This is a genomic window from Streptomyces sp. f51 (assembly GCF_037940415.1).
GTDB lineage: Bacteria > Actinomycetota > Actinomycetes > Streptomycetales > Streptomycetaceae > Streptomyces.
Genome location: NZ_CP149798.1, coordinates 5115903 through 5132072, shown reverse-complemented (window position 1 = coordinate 5132072; position 16170 = coordinate 5115903). Strand labels below are relative to the sequence as shown.

General features: G+C 68.7%; 17 protein-coding genes. All 17 read right to left on the bottom strand.

The window, feature by feature from the left end; all coding sequences use genetic code 11:
- Positions 1-33: 33 nt before the first annotated feature.
- Positions 34-408: a F0F1 ATP synthase subunit epsilon gene (locus tag WJM95_RS22525; protein WP_339131571.1), complete on the bottom strand. Its 375-nt coding sequence runs from the start codon at positions 406-408 to the stop codon at positions 34-36.
- A 127-nt stretch (positions 409-535) separates the two neighbouring features.
- Entirely contained in the window at positions 536-1972 is a 1437-nt protein-coding gene (gene atpD, locus WJM95_RS22520; protein ID WP_339131570.1) for a F0F1 ATP synthase subunit beta, read from the bottom strand.
- Entirely contained in the window at positions 1972-2886 is a 915-nt protein-coding gene (locus tag WJM95_RS22515; protein WP_339131568.1) for a F0F1 ATP synthase subunit gamma, read from the bottom strand. The genes atpD and WJM95_RS22515 overlap by 1 nt, the downstream gene beginning before the upstream one ends.
- A gap of 21 nt (positions 2887-2907) precedes the next feature.
- Positions 2908-4497: a F0F1 ATP synthase subunit alpha gene (gene atpA / locus WJM95_RS22510; RefSeq protein ID WP_339131566.1), complete on the bottom strand. Its 1590-nt coding sequence runs from the start codon at positions 4495-4497 to the stop codon at positions 2908-2910.
- A 128-nt stretch (positions 4498-4625) separates the two neighbouring features.
- Complete coding sequence (locus WJM95_RS22505; protein ID WP_339131565.1) at positions 4626-5447, bottom strand: F0F1 ATP synthase subunit delta; 822 nt, start codon at positions 5445-5447, stop codon at positions 4626-4628.
- On the bottom strand, positions 5444-5986 hold the full coding sequence (locus tag WJM95_RS22500) for a F0F1 ATP synthase subunit B (protein ID WP_339131564.1): 543 nt from the start codon (positions 5984-5986) through the stop codon (positions 5444-5446). The genes WJM95_RS22505 and WJM95_RS22500 overlap by 4 nt, the downstream gene beginning before the upstream one ends.
- Positions 5987-6028: 42 nt before the next feature.
- Positions 6029-6259 carry an ATP synthase F0 subunit C gene (atpE, locus tag WJM95_RS22495; protein ID WP_028804225.1) on the bottom strand — a complete coding sequence of 77 codons (231 nt, stop codon included), beginning with the start codon at positions 6257-6259 and terminating at the stop codon, positions 6029-6031.
- A 76-nt stretch (positions 6260-6335) separates the two neighbouring features.
- Positions 6336-7163 carry a F0F1 ATP synthase subunit A gene (gene atpB, locus WJM95_RS22490; RefSeq protein WP_339131560.1) on the bottom strand — a complete coding sequence of 276 codons (828 nt, stop codon included), beginning with the start codon at positions 7161-7163 and terminating at the stop codon, positions 6336-6338.
- A gap of 225 nt (positions 7164-7388) precedes the next feature.
- Positions 7389-7826: a hypothetical protein gene (locus WJM95_RS22485; protein ID WP_339131559.1), complete on the bottom strand. Its 438-nt coding sequence runs from the start codon at positions 7824-7826 to the stop codon at positions 7389-7391.
- Between the two features lie 294 nt (positions 7827-8120).
- Entirely contained in the window at positions 8121-9473 is a 1353-nt protein-coding gene (locus WJM95_RS22480) for an MraY family glycosyltransferase (protein ID WP_339131558.1), read from the bottom strand.
- A gap of 129 nt (positions 9474-9602) precedes the next feature.
- Positions 9603-10826 (bottom strand): serine hydroxymethyltransferase, encoded by a 1224-nt coding sequence (gene glyA, locus WJM95_RS22475; protein ID WP_339131557.1) that lies wholly within the window; start codon positions 10824-10826, stop codon positions 9603-9605.
- A gap of 86 nt (positions 10827-10912) precedes the next feature.
- Positions 10913-11560 (bottom strand): protein-tyrosine-phosphatase, encoded by a 648-nt coding sequence (locus WJM95_RS22470; RefSeq protein WP_339131556.1) that lies wholly within the window; start codon positions 11558-11560, stop codon positions 10913-10915.
- Between the two features lie 52 nt (positions 11561-11612).
- A complete protein-coding gene (locus WJM95_RS22465; protein ID WP_339131555.1) occupies positions 11613-12260 on the bottom strand; it encodes an L-threonylcarbamoyladenylate synthase in 648 nt (215 codons plus the stop codon).
- 116 nt (positions 12261-12376) lie between these two features.
- Entirely contained in the window at positions 12377-13222 is an 846-nt protein-coding gene (prmC, locus tag WJM95_RS22460; protein WP_339131553.1) for a peptide chain release factor N(5)-glutamine methyltransferase, read from the bottom strand.
- A gap of 43 nt (positions 13223-13265) precedes the next feature.
- Positions 13266-14342, bottom strand: coding sequence for a peptide chain release factor 1 (gene prfA, locus WJM95_RS22455; RefSeq protein WP_339131552.1), 1077 nt, complete (start codon positions 14340-14342; stop codon positions 13266-13268).
- 171 nt (positions 14343-14513) lie between these two features.
- A complete protein-coding gene (rpmE, locus tag WJM95_RS22450) occupies positions 14514-14735 on the bottom strand; it encodes a 50S ribosomal protein L31 (protein WP_328553393.1) in 222 nt (73 codons plus the stop codon).
- A gap of 192 nt (positions 14736-14927) precedes the next feature.
- Positions 14928-16061, bottom strand: a complete 1134-nt coding sequence (locus WJM95_RS22445) for an LCP family protein (RefSeq protein WP_339131549.1) — start codon at positions 16059-16061, stop codon at positions 14928-14930.
- Positions 16062-16170 lie beyond the last annotated feature (109 nt).

The following is a 16170-nucleotide window of genomic DNA, read 5'->3' as shown; positions in this document are numbered from 1 at the left end:
CCGGCGCCTGACGGGCCGGGGTCGCACCGATCGTCAGTGGTTCGCCACCGCACGCAGACGGACGTCCGCACGACGCTCGGCGGACGCGTCGGCGTCCGACTTCGCGCGCTCGAGCGCCCGCTCCGCACGCTGGACGTCGATCTCGTCCGACAGCTCGGCGATCTCGGCCAGCAGCGACAGCTTGTTGTCGGCGAAGGAGATGAAACCGCCGTGCACCGCGGCGACGACCGTTCCACCATCACTCGTACGAATGGTCACCGGGCCCGACTCCAGCACACCGAGAAGCGGCTGGTGACCGGGCATGACGCCGATGTCGCCGGACGTGGTACGCGCGACGACCAGGGTGGCCTCGCCGGACCAGACACTGCGGTCCGCGGCGACGAGCTCGACGTGCAGCTCAGCAGCCAAGGTGGGCTCCTCGGGTCACCACCCGGCGTTGCTGCCGGGTGTTGGGTCAAAGTCTAGTAGGCGTATGGAGGGGGAAGGACCGCACCCCGCGAGGTGCGGCCCCGCCCCCTCCTCAAGAACACGAGGTTCAGGAGACGCCGAGCTCCTTGGCGTTGGCCTTGAGGTCCTCAATGCCACCGCAGAGGAAGAACGCCTGCTCCGGGAAGTGGTCGTACTCGCCGTCGATGATCGCGTTGAAGGCCGCGATCGACTCGTCCAGCGGGACGTCCGACCCGTCGACGCCGGTGAACTGCTTGGCGACGTGGGTGTTCTGGGACAGGAAGCGCTCCACGCGACGGGCGCGGTGGACGGTGAGCTTGTCCTCCTCGCCCAGCTCGTCGATACCGAGGATCGCGATGATGTCCTGAAGGTCCTTGTACTTCTGGAGAACCGACTTGACGCGCATCGCGGCCGCGTAGTGGTCCGCCGCGATGTAGCGGGGGTCCAGGATGCGGGACGTGGAGTCCAGCGGGTCCACGGCCGGGTAGATGCCCTTCTCGGAGATCGGACGGGAGAGAACCGTCGTCGCGTCGAGGTGGGCGAACGTGGTGGCCGGGGCCGGGTCGGTCAGGTCGTCCGCGGGGACGTAGATCGCCTGCATCGAGGTGATCGAGTGACCACGGGTCGAGGTGATGCGCTCCTGGAGGAGACCCATCTCGTCGGCCAGGTTCGGCTGGTAACCCACCGCGGAGGGCATACGGCCGAGCAGGGTCGAGACCTCGGAACCGGCCTGCGTGAAGCGGAAGATGTTGTCGATGAAGAACAGCACGTCCTGCTTCTGCACATCGCGGAAGTACTCCGCCATGGTCAGACCCGCGAGGGCCACGCGCAGACGGGTGCCCGGGGGCTCGTCCATCTGGCCGAAGACAAGGGCGGTCTTGTCGATGACGCCCGAGTCCGACATCTCCTCGATGAGGTCGTTGCCCTCACGGGTGCGCTCGCCGACACCGGCGAACACGGAGACACCGTCGTGGTTGTTGGCGACGCGGTAGATCATCTCCTGGATGAGCACCGTCTTGCCGACACCGGCACCACCGAACAGACCGATCTTTCCACCCTTGACGTACGGGGTGAGAAGGTCGATGACCTTGACGCCGGTCTCGAACATCTCGGTCTTCGACTCGAGCTCGTCGAAGCGCGGGGCCTTGCGGTGGATGGACCAGCGCTCGCCCGAGTACTTCTCGTCGGAGTTCAGCACCTCACCGAGGGTGTTGAACACCTTGCCCTTGGTGAAGTCGCCGACCGGGACGGAGATGCCCGTGCCCGTGTCGGTGACCACGGCCTGGCGGACCAGACCGTCGGTGGGCTGCATGGAGATCGTGCGGACCAGGCCGTCACCCAGGTGCTGGGCGACTTCCAGGGTCAGCGTCTTCTTCTCGCCGGCGTTGGCCGGGTCGGCCACCTCGACGTGAAGGGCGTTGTAGATGTCCGGCATCGCGTCGACGGGGAACTCCACGTCGACGACCGGGCCGATGACCCGGGCGACGCGGCCCGTGGCAACGGCCGTCTCAGAAGTCGTCGTCATTACTTGTCACTCCCCGCGGTCGCGTCGGCAAGGGCTGCGGAGCCACCGACGATCTCGCTGATTTCCTGGGTGATTTCGGCCTGGCGGGCCGCATTGGCAAGTCGGGAGAGCGTGGTGATCAGGTCTCCCGCGTTGTCGGTCGCCGACTTCATCGCGCGGCGCGTGGCGGCGTGCTTGGAAGCAGCCGACTGGAGCAGCGCGTTGTAGATACGGCTCTCGACGTAGCGCGGCAGGAGGGCGTCAAGGACGTCCTCCGCCGACGGCTCGAACTCGTACAGCGGAAGGATCTCGCCCTCGGGCGCCTCTTCCGCCACCTCTTCGAGGCGAAGCGGCAGCAGCCGGCCGTCGATGGCCGTCTGCGTCATCATCGAGACGAACTCGGTGTAGACGATGTGGAGTTCATCCACGCCGCCGTCCGCCGTGTCCTTCTCGATGGCCTCGATCAGCGGACCCGCGACCTTCTTCGCGTCCGCGTAGGTGGGCTCGTCGGTGAAGCCCGACCACGATTCCACGACCTTGCGCTCGCGGAAGTTGTAGTGGGCCAGACCGCGGCGGCCGACGATGTACGTGTCGACCTGCTTGCCCTCGGCCTCAAGACGGGCGGTCAGCTGCTCCGCCGCCTTGATGGAGTTGGAGTTGAAGGCGCCGGCCAGTCCGCGGTCGCTCGTGAGGAGCAGAACCGCGGAACGGGTCGCCGTCTCCGCCTCCGTGGTCAGCGGGTGCTTGGTGTTCGAGCCGGTGCCGACCGCCGTGACCGCGCGGGTGAGCTCGGTCGCGTACGGCGTGGAGGCCGCCACCTTGCGCTGCGCCTTGACGACGCGCGAGGCGGCGATCATCTCCATCGCCTTGGTGATCTTCTTGGTCGCGGTGACGGATCGGATGCGACGCTTGTAGACCCGGAGCTGGGCTCCCATGAGTCAGGTCCCTTCCTTACGTCACTTGGCGGCGGCCGGAGCGTCCTCGCCGAGAAGCTTCCCGTCCGAGGTCTCGAACTGCTTCTTGAACTCCGTGATGCCGTCGGCGATGGCGGTGAGCGTGTCGTCCGACATCTTGCCGCCCTCCTTGATGGAGGTCATGAGGCCCTGCTCCTTGCGGTGCAGGTACTCCAGGAGCTCCTTCTCGAAGCGGCGGATGTCGGCGACCGGGACGTCGTCCATCTTGCCGGTGGTCGCGGACCACACGGAGACGACCTGGTCCTCGGTCGGCATCGGCTGGTACTGAGCCTGCTTGAGCAGCTCGACCAGACGCTGACCGCGCTCCAGCTGCGACTTCGACGCGGCGTCCAGGTCGGAACCGAAGGCGGCGAACGCCTCCAGCTCGCGGTACTGGGCCAGGTCGAGGCGAAGACGGCCGGAGACCTGCTTCATCGCCTTGTGCTGGGCGGAGCCACCGACGCGGGAGACCGAGATACCGACGTTCAGGGCCGGACGCTGGCCGGCGTTGAACAGGTCGGACTCCAGGAAGCACTGGCCGTCGGTGATGGAGATGACGTTGGTCGGGATGAACGCCGACACGTCGTTCGCCTTGGTCTCGACGATCGGCAGACCCGTCATCGAACCGGCGCCCAGGTCGTCGGAGAGCTTCGCGCAGCGCTCCAGCAGACGGGAGTGCAGGTAGAAGACGTCGCCGGGGTAGGCCTCGCGGCCCGGCGGGCGGCGGAGCAGCAGGGACACGGCGCGGTAGGCGTCGGCCTGCTTCGAGAGGTCGTCGAAGATGATGAGGACGTGCTTGCCCTCGTACATCCACTGCTGACCGATGGCCGAACCGGTGTACGGCGCAAGGTACTTGAAGCCGGCCGGGTCGGACGCCGGGGCGGCGACGATGGTCGTGTACTCCAGCGCGCCGGCCTCTTCGAGGGCGCCACGCACGGAGGCGATGGTCGAACCCTTCTGGCCGATGGCGACGTAGATGCAGCGGACCTGCTTCTTGGTGTCGCCCGAGCGCCAGTTGTCGCGCTGGTTGATGATCGTGTCGACGGCCAGCGCGGTCTTGCCGGTCTGACGGTCACCGATGATCAGCTGACGCTGGCCACGGCCGATCGGGGTCATCGCGTCGACGGCCTTGTAGCCCGTCTCCATCGGCTCGTGCACCGACTTGCGGACCATGACGCCCGGGGCTTGCAGCTCGAGGGCGCGGCGGCCGGACGTCTCGATCTCGCCGAGGCCGTCGATCGGGTTGCCGAGCGGGTCGACGACGCGGCCGAGGTAGCCCTCGCCCACGGCGACGGACAGCACCTCACCGGTGCGCTGCACCGGCTGGCCCTCTTCGATGCCGCTGAACTCGCCGAGGACGACCGCACCGATCTCGCGCTCTTCCAGGTTGAGCGCGAGGCCGAGGGTTCCGTCCTCGAACTTCAGCAGCTCGTTCGCCATGGCCGAGGGAAGACCCTCGATCTTGGCGATACCGTCGCCGGCGACGGTGACCGTACCGACCTCCTCGCGCGAGGCCGCGTCCGGCTGGTACGACTGGACAAAGTTCTCCAGTGCGTCCCGGATCTCCTCCGGCCGGATCGTGAGCTCCGCCATCTGGGTTCCCTGCTCTCCTTGTTGGGCCCGAAGTTTCACTTTGGGGGGATGGGGGACTCCCCCCGATGAGAGGTGAATCCTCTGCACGGCCCAACCAGGGCCGTAATTGCCTACTGCTTGTGTGATTGCTAGCTCGCCATGCGGCGGGCGGCGTCCTCGAGACGGTCCGCGATGGAGCCGTTGATGACCTCGTCGCCGACCTGCACCCGGATCCCGCCGAGGACATCGGGGTCCACGTCGAGGTTGAGGTGCATCGGACGGCCGTAGAGCTTGGCCAGAGCGGCGCCGAGGCGCTGCTTCTGTCCGTCGCTCAGCGGCACCGCGGAGGTGACCACGGCGACCATGCGGTCGCGACGCTCGGCGGCGAGCTTGGACAGGGACTCGAGTCCCGCTTCCAGGCTACGTCCGCGGGGCGCGGTCACGAGGCGCGTCACCAGACGCTCGGTCGTCACGTCGGCCCGGCCGCCGAGCAGGCTGCGCAGCAGCTCGCTCTTGGCCGCCGTGGTGGCGGCCCGGTCGGTCAGCGCGGCGCGCAGCTCGGTGTTCGAGGCGACGATCCGGCCGAAGCGGAACAGCTCGTCCTCGACGTCGTCGAGCGCGCCCGTCCGCTGCGCCGCCGTGAGGTCGGCGGTGGCGGCGAGTTCCTCGAGGGCGTCCACCAGGTCGCGGGGCTGCGACCAGCGGGAGCGCACCATGCCGGACACCAGGTCCGCGGCGCTGCCGCCCACCTGGCCGCCGAGCAGGCGCTGGACCAGCTCGGCCTTGGCCTCGCCGGGCTGCGCCGGGTCGGTGAGGACCCGACGCAGCGACACCTCGCGGTGGAGCAGCGTGGTGACCGCGGCCAGCTCGTCGGCGAGCAGGGCCGCGTCCACGGACGTCGAGTCCGTCAGCGCGTCGAGACGCTCACGTGCGGCTGCGGTTGCCTCGCGGCTCGCTCCGTGTGCAGTCATCGAGCCGCCTCGGCCTTCTCCTCAAGCTCGGAGAGGAAACGGTCGATGACACGGCTCTGGCGGGCGTGGTCCTCGAGGGACTCGCCGACGAGCTTGCCGGCCAGGTCGGTGGCAAGCGTGCCGACGTCCTGACGCAGCGACTGTGCGGCGGCCTTGCGGTCGGCCTCGATCTGCGTGTGGCCGGCGGCGACGATCTCGTCGCGCTGCCGCTGGCCTTCCGCGCGCATCTCGGCGATGAGCGTGGCGCCCTGCTCCTGTGCGTCCTGGCGCAGGCGCGCGGCCTCGTGACGGGCCTCGGCGAGCTGAGCCTTGTACTGCTCGAGCACGCTCTGGGCCTCGGTCTGCGCGGCCTCGGCCTTTTCGATACCGCCCTCGATGGCCTCGCGACGCTGCTCCAGAACCTTGTTGATGTTCGGGAGCAGCTTCCAGGCCAGGAAGCCGAAGACGATGACGAAGGCGAGCAGGCCGATGACAAGCTCGGGAATCGGCGGGATGAGAGGGTTTTCCTTCTCGGCCGCCAGAATGAGCATGTGGCTCATGTCAGTGCCTTTCGTCTAGTGGGCTGTCGCTGATCGGGTGGATCAGGTGCCGTAGACGAACGGCATGACCAGACCGATGAGGGCGAGCGCCTCACAGAAGGCGAAGCCGAGGATCTGGTTGGCGCGGATCAGACCGGCGGCCTCGGGCTGACGGGCGAGAGCCTGGGTGCCGTTACCGAAGATGATGCCGACGCCGACGCCGGGGCCGATGGCCGCGAGGCCGTAACCGATCGAGCCGAGCGAGCCGGAGACAGCGGCAAGGGTCTGGGACATGCCAGTTCTTCCTTTTCTTTACGGACCGGTGGGGGTTGGCCACCGGACGACTGCGGGGTCGAGAGAGGGGCGCCGCTCAGTGGTGCTCGGCCAGCGCGCCCTGGATGAAGGTGCAGGTCAGCAGCACGAACACGTACGCCTGAAGGGCCTGGATGAACAGCTCGAAGGCCGTCATGACGATGACCATGATGAACGAGACGCCCGAGTAGACGATCCCGAGGCCGTTGAGCAGGTACCAGGTGGCGATCGTGAACAGCAGCAGCAGCGTGTGACCCGCGAACATGTTCGCGAAGAGTCGCACCGCGTGAGTGAACGGCCGGACGATCAGGTTCGAGAGCAGCTCGATGAACATGGCCAGCGGGAGAACCGGGCCGAGCGACTTGTCGTAGCCGCTGAAGTTCTTGAACGCTCCGACGAATCCGTGGCGCTTGAACGTCAGGGACACCCAGACGATGTAGACGATGCCGGCCAGTACCGCGGGGTACGAGATGATCGCCGTGACCGGGAACTGGGCGACCGGAATGATCGACCAGAGGTTCATCATCCAGATGAAGAAGAACAGCGAGACGACCAGCGGGACGTACTTCTCGCCCTCCTTCTTGCCGATCGTCTCGTAGACGACGCCGCGCCGGATGAAGTCGTAGCCGGTCTCGGCCACCATCTGGAGCTTGCCCGGGACGACCTTCGGCTTGCGGAAGGCGGCCCAGAAGAAGGCGACGACGACGAGCGAGCCGAGCAGCGCCAGGAGCATCGTCTTGTTGAAGTACAAGTTGCTGTCCCCGTTGCCCCAGAGGGGCTCGAACAGGAACGAGTGCAGGCCGGGTGCCGGGAAGCCACAACCGTTGTTCTCGAAGATGTGGCAGTCGGTCTCGAAAGCGAGCACCTGCGTCGGGTCAGCACTCACCGCGGGCTCCTTCAGCGTGGCGCATAGGTACGGCAACCTCGTTGTGTCGGCGCGGCGCGCAGCCGCGGTTCGGCACTGGACTGGTGTTACGGATGTGGGGGCGGCAGAGGGGCATCAAGCCTCGCGATCGAACAGGCGTCAGCTCAGATGCCCGCGCCCGCGATGCCGCAGTTGGCACCGGACGATAGCAGGATCTCCTACGTGCACTTATCCCGGCCCTACCCCTCACGACGAGTGCCCCTTGTTCTCGGGCTTTTCGGCCTTCGAGGAGTCGGGTTCGACGTAGAGGATCTTGGCCTTCATATGGGCACGCGCCTGGGCGCCGATCCACACGAGGGTGGTGGCGACCAGGGTGAGCGCGAAGGACTTGGGATTGAACAGCGATGTGTTCTTGAACGCGGCGACAAAGATGAACAGCAGAAGAATCTGCGCCGTGTAGAGCAAGAGGCCCATCGCCTGGAACAAGTGCGGAAGCGATTTGGCAGTGCGCTGCAAAACGTAGAGGCCCAGCCCCATGAAGAGGATCACGACCAGCGTCGCGACGATCGCCCCGAGCGCTCCCTTGCCGCCGGCGACCACACCGCTGACGACGGCGGCAATCGCGCCGACGGCAGCTGTGGGTACAGCGGCCTGAAGGAGGATCCGGGCGTCATTGGACGGCATGGCGGCAACTCCGCTTGCTAAGGGGGGCGTGTCGTCATGGACGAGCGTAGTCCCGGGCTGAGAGAGAACCTCACGCCAAAGGACCGTCGTACAGGGGTCCTTCGGCTCTGCCCTGGGTTCTCGTGAACCGTATCACAAACTATTTGATGAGGTCTTTACCTGGTTGGTGTGCTGACTGTCACACATGAGAGTGAAGCTGCGCGTCTGTGCATTTCAAGCGCCGCTTTGTCTGTTATTGGGACGCTTTACTACCCCACGATTTGGTCACGCGTTAGTCAGATTCTTACCTTCGGCTCAGCGCGAGGACTCGGCCTCACGCCGGTCGAGGAGCCGCGCACGGGTACCGATGGCCGTCGCTCCGTTGACTCCCGCGACTCCCGCCGCCGCCGGAGCACGGTGCTCGCGCGCCTCCTCCGGCTCGCCTGCGGGCGCCGCCTCGTGGGTCACGGGCGCACCGTCCTGGGCGGCCGCGGCGGCCCTGCGGCGCCGGTAGCGGGGCGGCAGGAGGTGCTCGGCCCAGCGCGGGGCACGCGGCGTGAAGCGGGGCAGCAGAAGCAGTACGAGACCGACGGCGCTGAGCGCCGCGATGGCGAGCACGCTCCACATGGCACCGGAGTTGACCGAGTACGCGAGAGCGCCGAAGGCGATCAGCGCCGACCAGAAGTACATGATCAGGACCGCGCGGCTGTGCGAGTGGCCGACCTCCAGGAGGCGGTGGTGCAGATGTCCCCGGTCGGCGGCGAACGGCGACTGCCCGCGCCAGGTGCGCCGCACGATCGCGAGCACCAGGTCGGCGGCCGGGATCGCGATGATCGTCAGCGGCAGCAGCAGCGGGATGAACACCGGCACCGTCTGGTGCACGGTGTTGCGCTCGGAACCGGAGAACAGGTTCATCACGTCGGGGTCGATCTGCCCGGTGATGGAGATGGCGCCGGCGGCCAGCACCAGACCGATCAGCATGGAACCCGAGTCGCCCATGAAGATCCGCGCGGGGTGCATGTTGTGCGGCAGGAAGCCCAGGCACATGCCCATCAGGATCGCCGCGAACAGCGTCGCGGGGGCGGCGGCCTCGATGCCGTACGAGTACCAGATCCGGTAGGCGTACAGGAAGAACGCGGCGGACGCGATGCACACCATGCCCGCGGCCAGTCCGTCGAGACCGTCCACGAAGTTGACCGCGTTGATGGTGATGACGACGAGCGCCACCGTCAGCAGCGTGCCCTGCCACTGGGTCAGCGCGACCAGCCCGACGCCCGGGATCGGCAGCCACAGGATCGTCAGGCCCTGCATGACCATCACACCGGCGGCGATCATCTGGCCGCCCAGCTTGATCAGGGCGTCGATCTCGAACTTGTCGTCCAGCACACCGATCAGCCAGATCAGCGCGGCTCCGGAGAGCAGGGCGCGCGGTTCGTTTGAGTTCGAGAAGACCGCGTTGAGGTTCTTCAGGTGGTCCGCGACCAGCAGACCGGCGCACAGCCCGAAGAACATCGCGATGCCGCCGAGCCTCGGCGTGGGTTCACGGTGCACGTCGCGCGCCCGGATTTCCGGCATGGCTCCGGCCACGATCGCGAATTTCCGTACCGGCCCTGTCAGCAGGTACGTCACCGCGGCCGTGATGCAGAGCGTCAGCAGGTATTCACGCACGGGCTTCCCCACAGGTCTCGCTGGCCATCACAGCCCCACACCCTAGCGATGCACGCATATGGTTGAGGACTTTCGGGTAGCGACGATGGTTGCACGTGTGGCTGTGCGGTCCGGTACGCGTACCCCCGGTCAGTCCGGATAAGGCGGAAATCTACCGGTGAGATCCCGCACCTCGTCCCGTGCCCCGCGGCCGTCGATCTCGTCCCGCAGCACCCCGGCGAACAGGGCCGCGACCCGTGCCATCTCCGGCTCGCCCATCCCCTGGGTGGTCAGCGCGGCGGTCCCGAGCCGCAGGCCGCGGGTGTCACCGTGAGGCAGCGCACAGGTGTCGAGGACCATACCGGCGGCGGCGAGCCGGCCCCGCGCCTCGCGTCCCTCGACGCCGAGCGGCGCGGGATCCGCGACCAGCAGATGGGTGTCGGTGCCGCCCGTGGTGACCACGAGCCCCTCCGCCTCCAGACCCGCGGCCAGCACCCGCGCGTTGGCGGTCACCTGATGGACGTACGCCGTGAAGGCCGGGGTCGCCGCCTCGCCGAACGCGACCGCCTTGGCCGCGATGGTGTTCATCTGCGCACCGCCCTGCGTGAACGGGAACACGGCCCGGTCGACCCGCTCGGCCAGTTCGCCGCCGCACAGGAGCATGCCGCCGCGCGGCCCCCGCAGCACCTTGTGGGTGGTGGCGCACACGACATCGGCGTACGGCACCGGGTTCGGCGCCGCCCCGCCCGCGACGAGGCCGATCGTGTGGGCGGCGTCCGCGATGAGATAGGCGCCGACCTCGTCGGCGATCTCCCGGAACAGCGCGTAGTCGATGTGCCGGGGATACGAGATCGACCCGCAGACGACGGCCTTGGGGCGGCGGGCGCGGGCCAGGGTGCGCACCTGCTCGTAGTCGATCAGCCCCGACTCCGCCCCGACGCCGTAGCCGACGAAGTCGAACCAGCGTCCGGAGAAGTTCGCGGGCGATCCATGGGTGAGGTGACCGCCGAAGGGCAGCCCCATCGCCAGAACGGTGTCACCGGGGCGCAGCAGGGCGGCGTAGGCGGCCAGAACGGCCGAACTGCCGGAGTGGGACTGGACGTTGACGTGATCGGCGCCGAAGAGGGCCTTGGCGCGGTCGACGGCGATCCGCTCGGCGACGTCGACGATCTCGCAGCCGCCGTGATGGCGGGCGCCGGGATACCCCTCCGCGTACTTGTTCGCCAGCGGCGAGCCGAGCGCGGCCAGCACGGCCGGTGACGTGAAGTTCTCGGCCGCGATCAGCTGGAGCGTGGTCGACTGCCGGTCCAGCTCACCGTTCAGGATCTCCCCGAGCTCGGGGTCCTGGCGGCTCAGTACATCCGCTGCGGGCATGGTGGCGACCGGCATGGTGGACTCCGGACATCTGCGGGGGGACGCTTATGTCCAATGTAGGACCGGGACCGGTGCAACGCCCGGTGTCACGTCCGCGCGGGTACCCCCGTCAGAGCGGTGACGACCGGATCCAGTGCCTCGTTGATCTCGTCCCCGATGGACCGGAAGAACGGCAGGGGCGCCCCGTAGGGGTCGTACACCTCGTCGGCCTCCGCGGTCGGGGCCAGCAGCCAGCCGCGCAGGGCGGCGGCGGCCCGCACCAGGGCCACGGCCCGCTCGACCACACCGTCCTCCAGGGGCGGCAGGGTCGCGGTGTCTATGGCGCGCACCAGCCGGGTGAACTCCTTGAGGGTGAAGGTGCGCAGGCCCGCGGAGTGGCCCATGGAGATGACCTGGGCGCGGTGGTCGCGGGTGGCCGTCAGGACCAGGTCGGCGCGGATGACGTGGTCGTCGAGGAGCTCGCGCCCCACGAAGCCCGAGGGGTCCGCGCCGAAGTCGGTCAGGACGGTCGCCGCGTTGGCCTCCATGGGCGCGCCCTCGTGGCCCCAGGTGCCGGCGCTCTCCACGATGAGCCCGCCCCACAGGGGGTCGCCCAGCCGGTCCGCCAGGGCATGCCGGGTCAGCCGCTCGGTGATCGGCGAGCGGCACACGTTGCCGGTGCTGACGTGGAGGATGCGGAAGGACCCGCTCGGGGATCCGCCGGACCCGGTGATCCCCGTGCCTATGCCACGCATGGGGATGCTCCCTGCTCGGGCCGGGCCGGGAGCCCGGAGGGCTCGGGGGCTGTCAATTCGCCACCTCGAGGTCGGGTACGACCTTGCGGAGCTCCTCCGCCGACAGGGCGCCCGCGCGCAGCAGGACGGGCACCTTGCCGGTGACGTCGACGATCGAGGAGGGCACGTTGCCGGGGGTCGGGCCGCCGTCCAGGTAGACCGACACGGAGTCGCCGAGCATGTCCTGGGCGGCGTCGCAGGTCTCCGGGGAGGGGTGGCCCGTGAGGTTGGCGGAGGAGACGGCCATCGGGCCGACCTCGGTCAGCAGCTCGATGGCGACGGGGTGCAGCGGCATGCGGATCGCCACCGTGCCCCGGGTGTCGCCGAGGTCCCACTGGAGCGAGGGCTGGTGCTTGGCGACGAGGGTCAGGGCGCCCGGCCAGAACGCGTCGACGAGCTCCCAGGCCATCTCGGAGAAGTCCGTGACGAGGCCGTGCAGGGTGTTCGGGGAGCCGATGAGGACGGGGGTGGGCATGTTGCGGCCCCGGCCCTTGGCGTCGAGCAGGTCGGCGACGGCCTCGGAGGTGAACGCGTCGGCGCCGATGCCGTAGACGGTGTCGGTGGGGAGGACCACCAGTTCGCCACGGCGGACGGCGGACGCCGCCTCACGCAGACCTGTCGTGCGGTCGGTCGCGTCGTTGGTGTCGTATCGCCGTGCCATTTAGCGGGCCTCCTCATACACGTACTGCTGGCTGGGGGTGCGAAGAAACGCGATGCGGGCGGACGCGCAGCGCGGGCGCGCGAAGGCGGCGCGCGCCGGGGCCGGACGGGCCGCGCTCACGGCATCGCCTTGCGGGCCGTCGCGAACCGCGGCCTGTTGTTGAGGTCCGGGTGGTCGGCCGCGTCGGCCCAGCCCCGCTCCTCGGTGAAGATCCAGGGCACCTGTCCGCCCTGGGTGTCGGCGTGCTCGATGACGACGACACCGCCGGGGCGCAGCAGCCGGTGCGCGGTGCGCTCGATACCGCGGATGAGGTCGAGTCCGTCCTCGCCGGAGAACAGGGCGAGCTCGGGGTCGTAGTCCCGGGCCTCCGGCTGTACGTACTCCCATTCGGTGAGCGGGATGTACGGCGGGTTGGAGATCACCAGGTCCACCTGGCCGTCGAGGTCGGGGAACGACGTCAGGGCGTCTCCCTGGCGCAGGTCGACCCTGGACCCCTCGACGTTCTTGCGCGTCCACTGGAGGGCGTCCTCGGACAGCTCCACGGCGTGCACGCGCGAGCGCGGGACCTCCTGGGCGAGGGCGAGCGCGATGGCGCCGGAGCCGGTGCACAGGTCGACGATCAGCGGCTCGACGACGTCCATCGCGCGGACGGCGTCTATGGCCCAGCCCACGACCGACTCGGTCTCCGGGCGGGGCACGAAGACGCCGGGCCCCACCTGGAGTTCGAGATAGCGGAAGTAGGCGCGCCCGGTGATGTGCTGGAGCGGCTCGCGGGCCTCGCGGCGCGCGGTCACCTCCCAGTAGCGGGCGTCGAAGTCCACGTCCTTGACGGTGTGCAGCTCGCCCCGCTTCACGCCGTGCACGAAGGCGGCGAGCTCCTCCGCGTCGTTGCGCGGCGAGGGCACGCCGGCGTCGGCCAGCCGCTGGGTGGCCTGGGCCACTTCCGCGAGCAGCAGGTTCACGCTGGTCCTCCGGGCTGAGCTGTTGTCGTGGGTCGTGCGGTGATTACGCTGCGGCGAGCTTGGCGGCCGAGTCCGCGTCGACGCAGGCCTGGATGACGGCGTCGAGCTCTCCGTCGAGGACCTGGTCCAAGTTGTACGCCTTGAAGCCGACGCGGTGGTCCGAGATGCGATTCTCCGGGAAGTTGTACGTACGGATCTTCTCGGAGCGGTCGACCGTGCGGACCTGGCTGCGGCGGACGTCGGAGGCCTCACGCTCCGCTTCCTCCTGCGCCGCCGCGAGGAGCCTGGAGCGCAGGATACGCATGGCCTGCTCCTTGTTCTGAAGCTGGCTCTTCTCGTTCTGGCAGGAAGCGACGACTCCGGTGGGAATGTGCGTGATGCGCACCGCGGAGTCGGTCGTGTTGACGGACTGGCCGCCGGGGCCCGAGGAGCGGTAGACGTCGATCCGCAGGTCGTTCGCGAGGATCTCGACCTCGACCTCCTCGGCCTCGGGCGTGACGAGCACGCCGGCGGCGGAGGTGTGGATGCGGCCCTGCGACTCGGTGGAGGGCACGCGCTGCACGCGGTGCACGCCGCCCTCGTACTTCAGGCGGGCCCAGACGCCCTGGCCGGGCTCGGTGGCACCCTGGCCGCCCTTGGTCTTCACGGCGACCTGGACGTCCTTGTAGCCGCCGAGCTCGGACTCGGTGGCGTCGATGATCTCGGTCTTCCAGCCGATGCGCTCGGCGTAGCGCAGGTACATGCGCAGCAGATCGCCGGCGAACAGGGCGGACTCGTCGCCTCCGGCGCCCGCCTTGATCTCCAGGATGACGTCCTTGTCGTCGCTCGGGTCGCGCGGGACCAGCAGCAGGCGGAGCTTCTCGGTGAGCTCCTCGCGCTGCTTCTCCAGGTCCTTGACCTCGGCGGCGAAGTCGGGGTCGTCGGCGGCGAACTCCTTCGCCGTGCCGATGTCGTCCCCGGTCTGCTTCCAGGAGCGGTACGTCGCGACGATCGGGGTCAGCTCGGCGTAGCGCTTGTTGAGCTTGCGCGCGTTGGCCTGGTCGGCGTGGACCGACGGGTCAGCGAGCTTCTTCTCCAGATCGGCGTGCTCGCCGATCAGTTCCTCGACCGCCTCGAACATCTCCGGCTCCAATGGACTGTCCCCAGCTCCGGGAAGGGCCCGGGGACGTAGGTACGGCGTGGGGTTCCCCTATTCGACCGTGTCGAGAGCCCGGGGAGGGGGCTGGACCGCAAAGCGCCGGTCCCGGCGTCCCCCGTGCGGGGGACTCCGAAGACCGGCGCTGTGGGCTCGCTACTTGCTGGCAGCGGCAGCCTTGCCGAAGCGGGCCTCGAAGCGGGCCACACGGCCACCGGTGTCGAGGATCTTCTGCTTGCCCGTGTAGAACGGGTGGCACTCGGAGCAGACCTCGGCACGGACGGTGCCGCTGGAGATCGTGCTGCGGGTGGTGAACGACGCGCCACAGGTGCAGCTGACCTGCGTCTCGACGTACTCGGGGTGGATGTCGCGCTTCAAGGTGTCTCCTAGTTTCGGGAGGGCACCGGGTCGCCGCCGCTGGATGCGGATGCGTGAACCGGGGCCGACGTACCAGTCTGCCAGGACTGGCCGTATCCCCCAAAACGGGGGGACGCGGCGATCTATTCCCCCGGGGGCAGCGCGGGGCCCGGGCGGTGGCCACGAGGGGCCCGCACGGGGCCCGCACGCAGGTCAGCCGGGGTTGACGACGCCCTTCGCGGTGCCGGTGGCGGTTCCCTCGGTGGCGGCCTTCGGGATCGGCCGGTCGGCCTTGAGCGCCTTCCAGACCATCGCGGCCTTGGCCTTGTCGACCAGGACGCGGTTGCCGTCGGCGGGGTCGTACTGGACGGGCATCGTCACCATGTTCATGTGGGACGCGCCGATGCCCTTGAGGCCGCCGGCGAAGGAGGCGAGGTCGGTGACGCTGCCGATGTCGGAGTCGGTGGTCACCGTCTTGGTCGCGGTGTCGGCGAGGTCGTACAGCTTTTTCGGGTTGGACAGGAGCCCGATGTGCTTGACCTGGCCGACGAGGGCCTTCATGAACGCCTGCTGGAGCTGGATGCGGCCGAGGTCGGAGCCGTCGCCGACGCCGTGCCGGGTGCGGACCAGGCCGAGCGCCTGCTTGCCGTTGAGGTTGTGCGATCCGGCGGTCAGACGCAGATGGCTCTCGTGGTCGGAGATGGCCTTGGTCGTGGTGACCGTCACGCCGCCGAGGTCGTCGATGAGCTTCTGGAAGCCGCTGAAGTCGATCTCGACGTAGTGGTCCATGCGGATGCCGGTCATGGACTCGACGGTCTTCACCGCGCAGGCCGCGCCGCCGGTCGAGTAGGCGGAGTTGAACATCGCGCCGGAGACCGCTCCGTGGACGGTGCCCTTGGAGTCGGTGCAGGAGGGCCGCCCGACGAGGGTGTCACGGGGGATGGAGACCACACTGGCCCGCTTGTGGCCCTTGTACACGTGGACGATCATCGCGGTGTCCGAGCGGGCGCTGCCGTCGTCGGCGCCGCCGCCCAGCTTCTTGTTCGTACCGGAGCGGCTGTCGGAGCCGAGGACCAGGATGTTCTCCGAGCCGTTGTCGACCTTCAGGGGCCGGTCGCTGCCGAGCGCCTGGTTGATGTCGACGCTCTTGAGGTTGCCGTTGAGCTTGAAGAACAGATACCCGGCCCCGGCGCCGCCGAGCGCCACGACACCCGCCGCGGTCCAGGCCGTGATCATCAGGGCCTTGCGCCGCGTGCTGCGGGGCCCCCGGCGGCCGCCGGGGCGGCGCGGGGTGCTGTTGCCCGGCTCGCCCGGTATGGCGGGCTCCGGTGTGCTCTCGGCAGGCATATGGCTCCTCGGTTGCTCTGCGGTCGGTTACCCCCTGCTTTCAGGGACAGGCCCATCTGGTCGTGACGAGGCGTACCGCTCCATGGTCACTCCGTACGGTCAGACGGGG

Excerpts from the sequence above, each read along its gene's own strand:
- atpD (WP_339131570.1), bottom strand. The coding sequence starts at position 1,972 with ATGACGACGACTTCTGAGACGGCCGTTGCCACGGGCCGCGTCGCCCGG.
- WJM95_RS22515 (WP_339131568.1), bottom strand. The coding sequence starts at position 2,886 with ATGGGAGCCCAGCTCCGGGTCTACAAGCGTCGCATCCGATCCGTCACC.
- atpA (WP_339131566.1), bottom strand. The coding sequence starts at position 4,497 with ATGGCGGAGCTCACGATCCGGCCGGAGGAGATCCGGGACGCACTGGAG.
- WJM95_RS22505 (WP_339131565.1), bottom strand. The coding sequence starts at position 5,447 with ATGACTGCACACGGAGCGAGCCGCGAGGCAACCGCAGCCGCACGTGAG.
- WJM95_RS22500 (WP_339131564.1), bottom strand. The coding sequence starts at position 5,986 with ATGAGCCACATGCTCATTCTGGCGGCCGAGAAGGAAAACCCTCTCATC.
- atpE (WP_028804225.1), bottom strand. The coding sequence starts at position 6,259 with ATGTCCCAGACCCTTGCCGCTGTCTCCGGCTCGCTCGGCTCGATCGGT.
- WJM95_RS22485 (WP_339131559.1), bottom strand. The coding sequence starts at position 7,826 with ATGCCGTCCAATGACGCCCGGATCCTCCTTCAGGCCGCTGTACCCACA.
- glyA (WP_339131557.1), bottom strand. The coding sequence starts at position 10,826 with ATGCCCGCAGCGGATGTACTGAGCCGCCAGGACCCCGAGCTCGGGGAG.
- WJM95_RS22470 (WP_339131556.1), bottom strand. The coding sequence starts at position 11,560 with ATGCGTGGCATAGGCACGGGGATCACCGGGTCCGGCGGATCCCCGAGC.
- WJM95_RS22465 (WP_339131555.1), bottom strand. The coding sequence starts at position 12,260 with ATGGCACGGCGATACGACACCAACGACGCGACCGACCGCACGACAGGT.
- prfA (WP_339131552.1), bottom strand. The coding sequence starts at position 14,342 with ATGTTCGAGGCGGTCGAGGAACTGATCGGCGAGCACGCCGATCTGGAG.
- WJM95_RS22445 (WP_339131549.1), bottom strand. The coding sequence starts at position 16,061 with ATGCCTGCCGAGAGCACACCGGAGCCCGCCATACCGGGCGAGCCGGGC.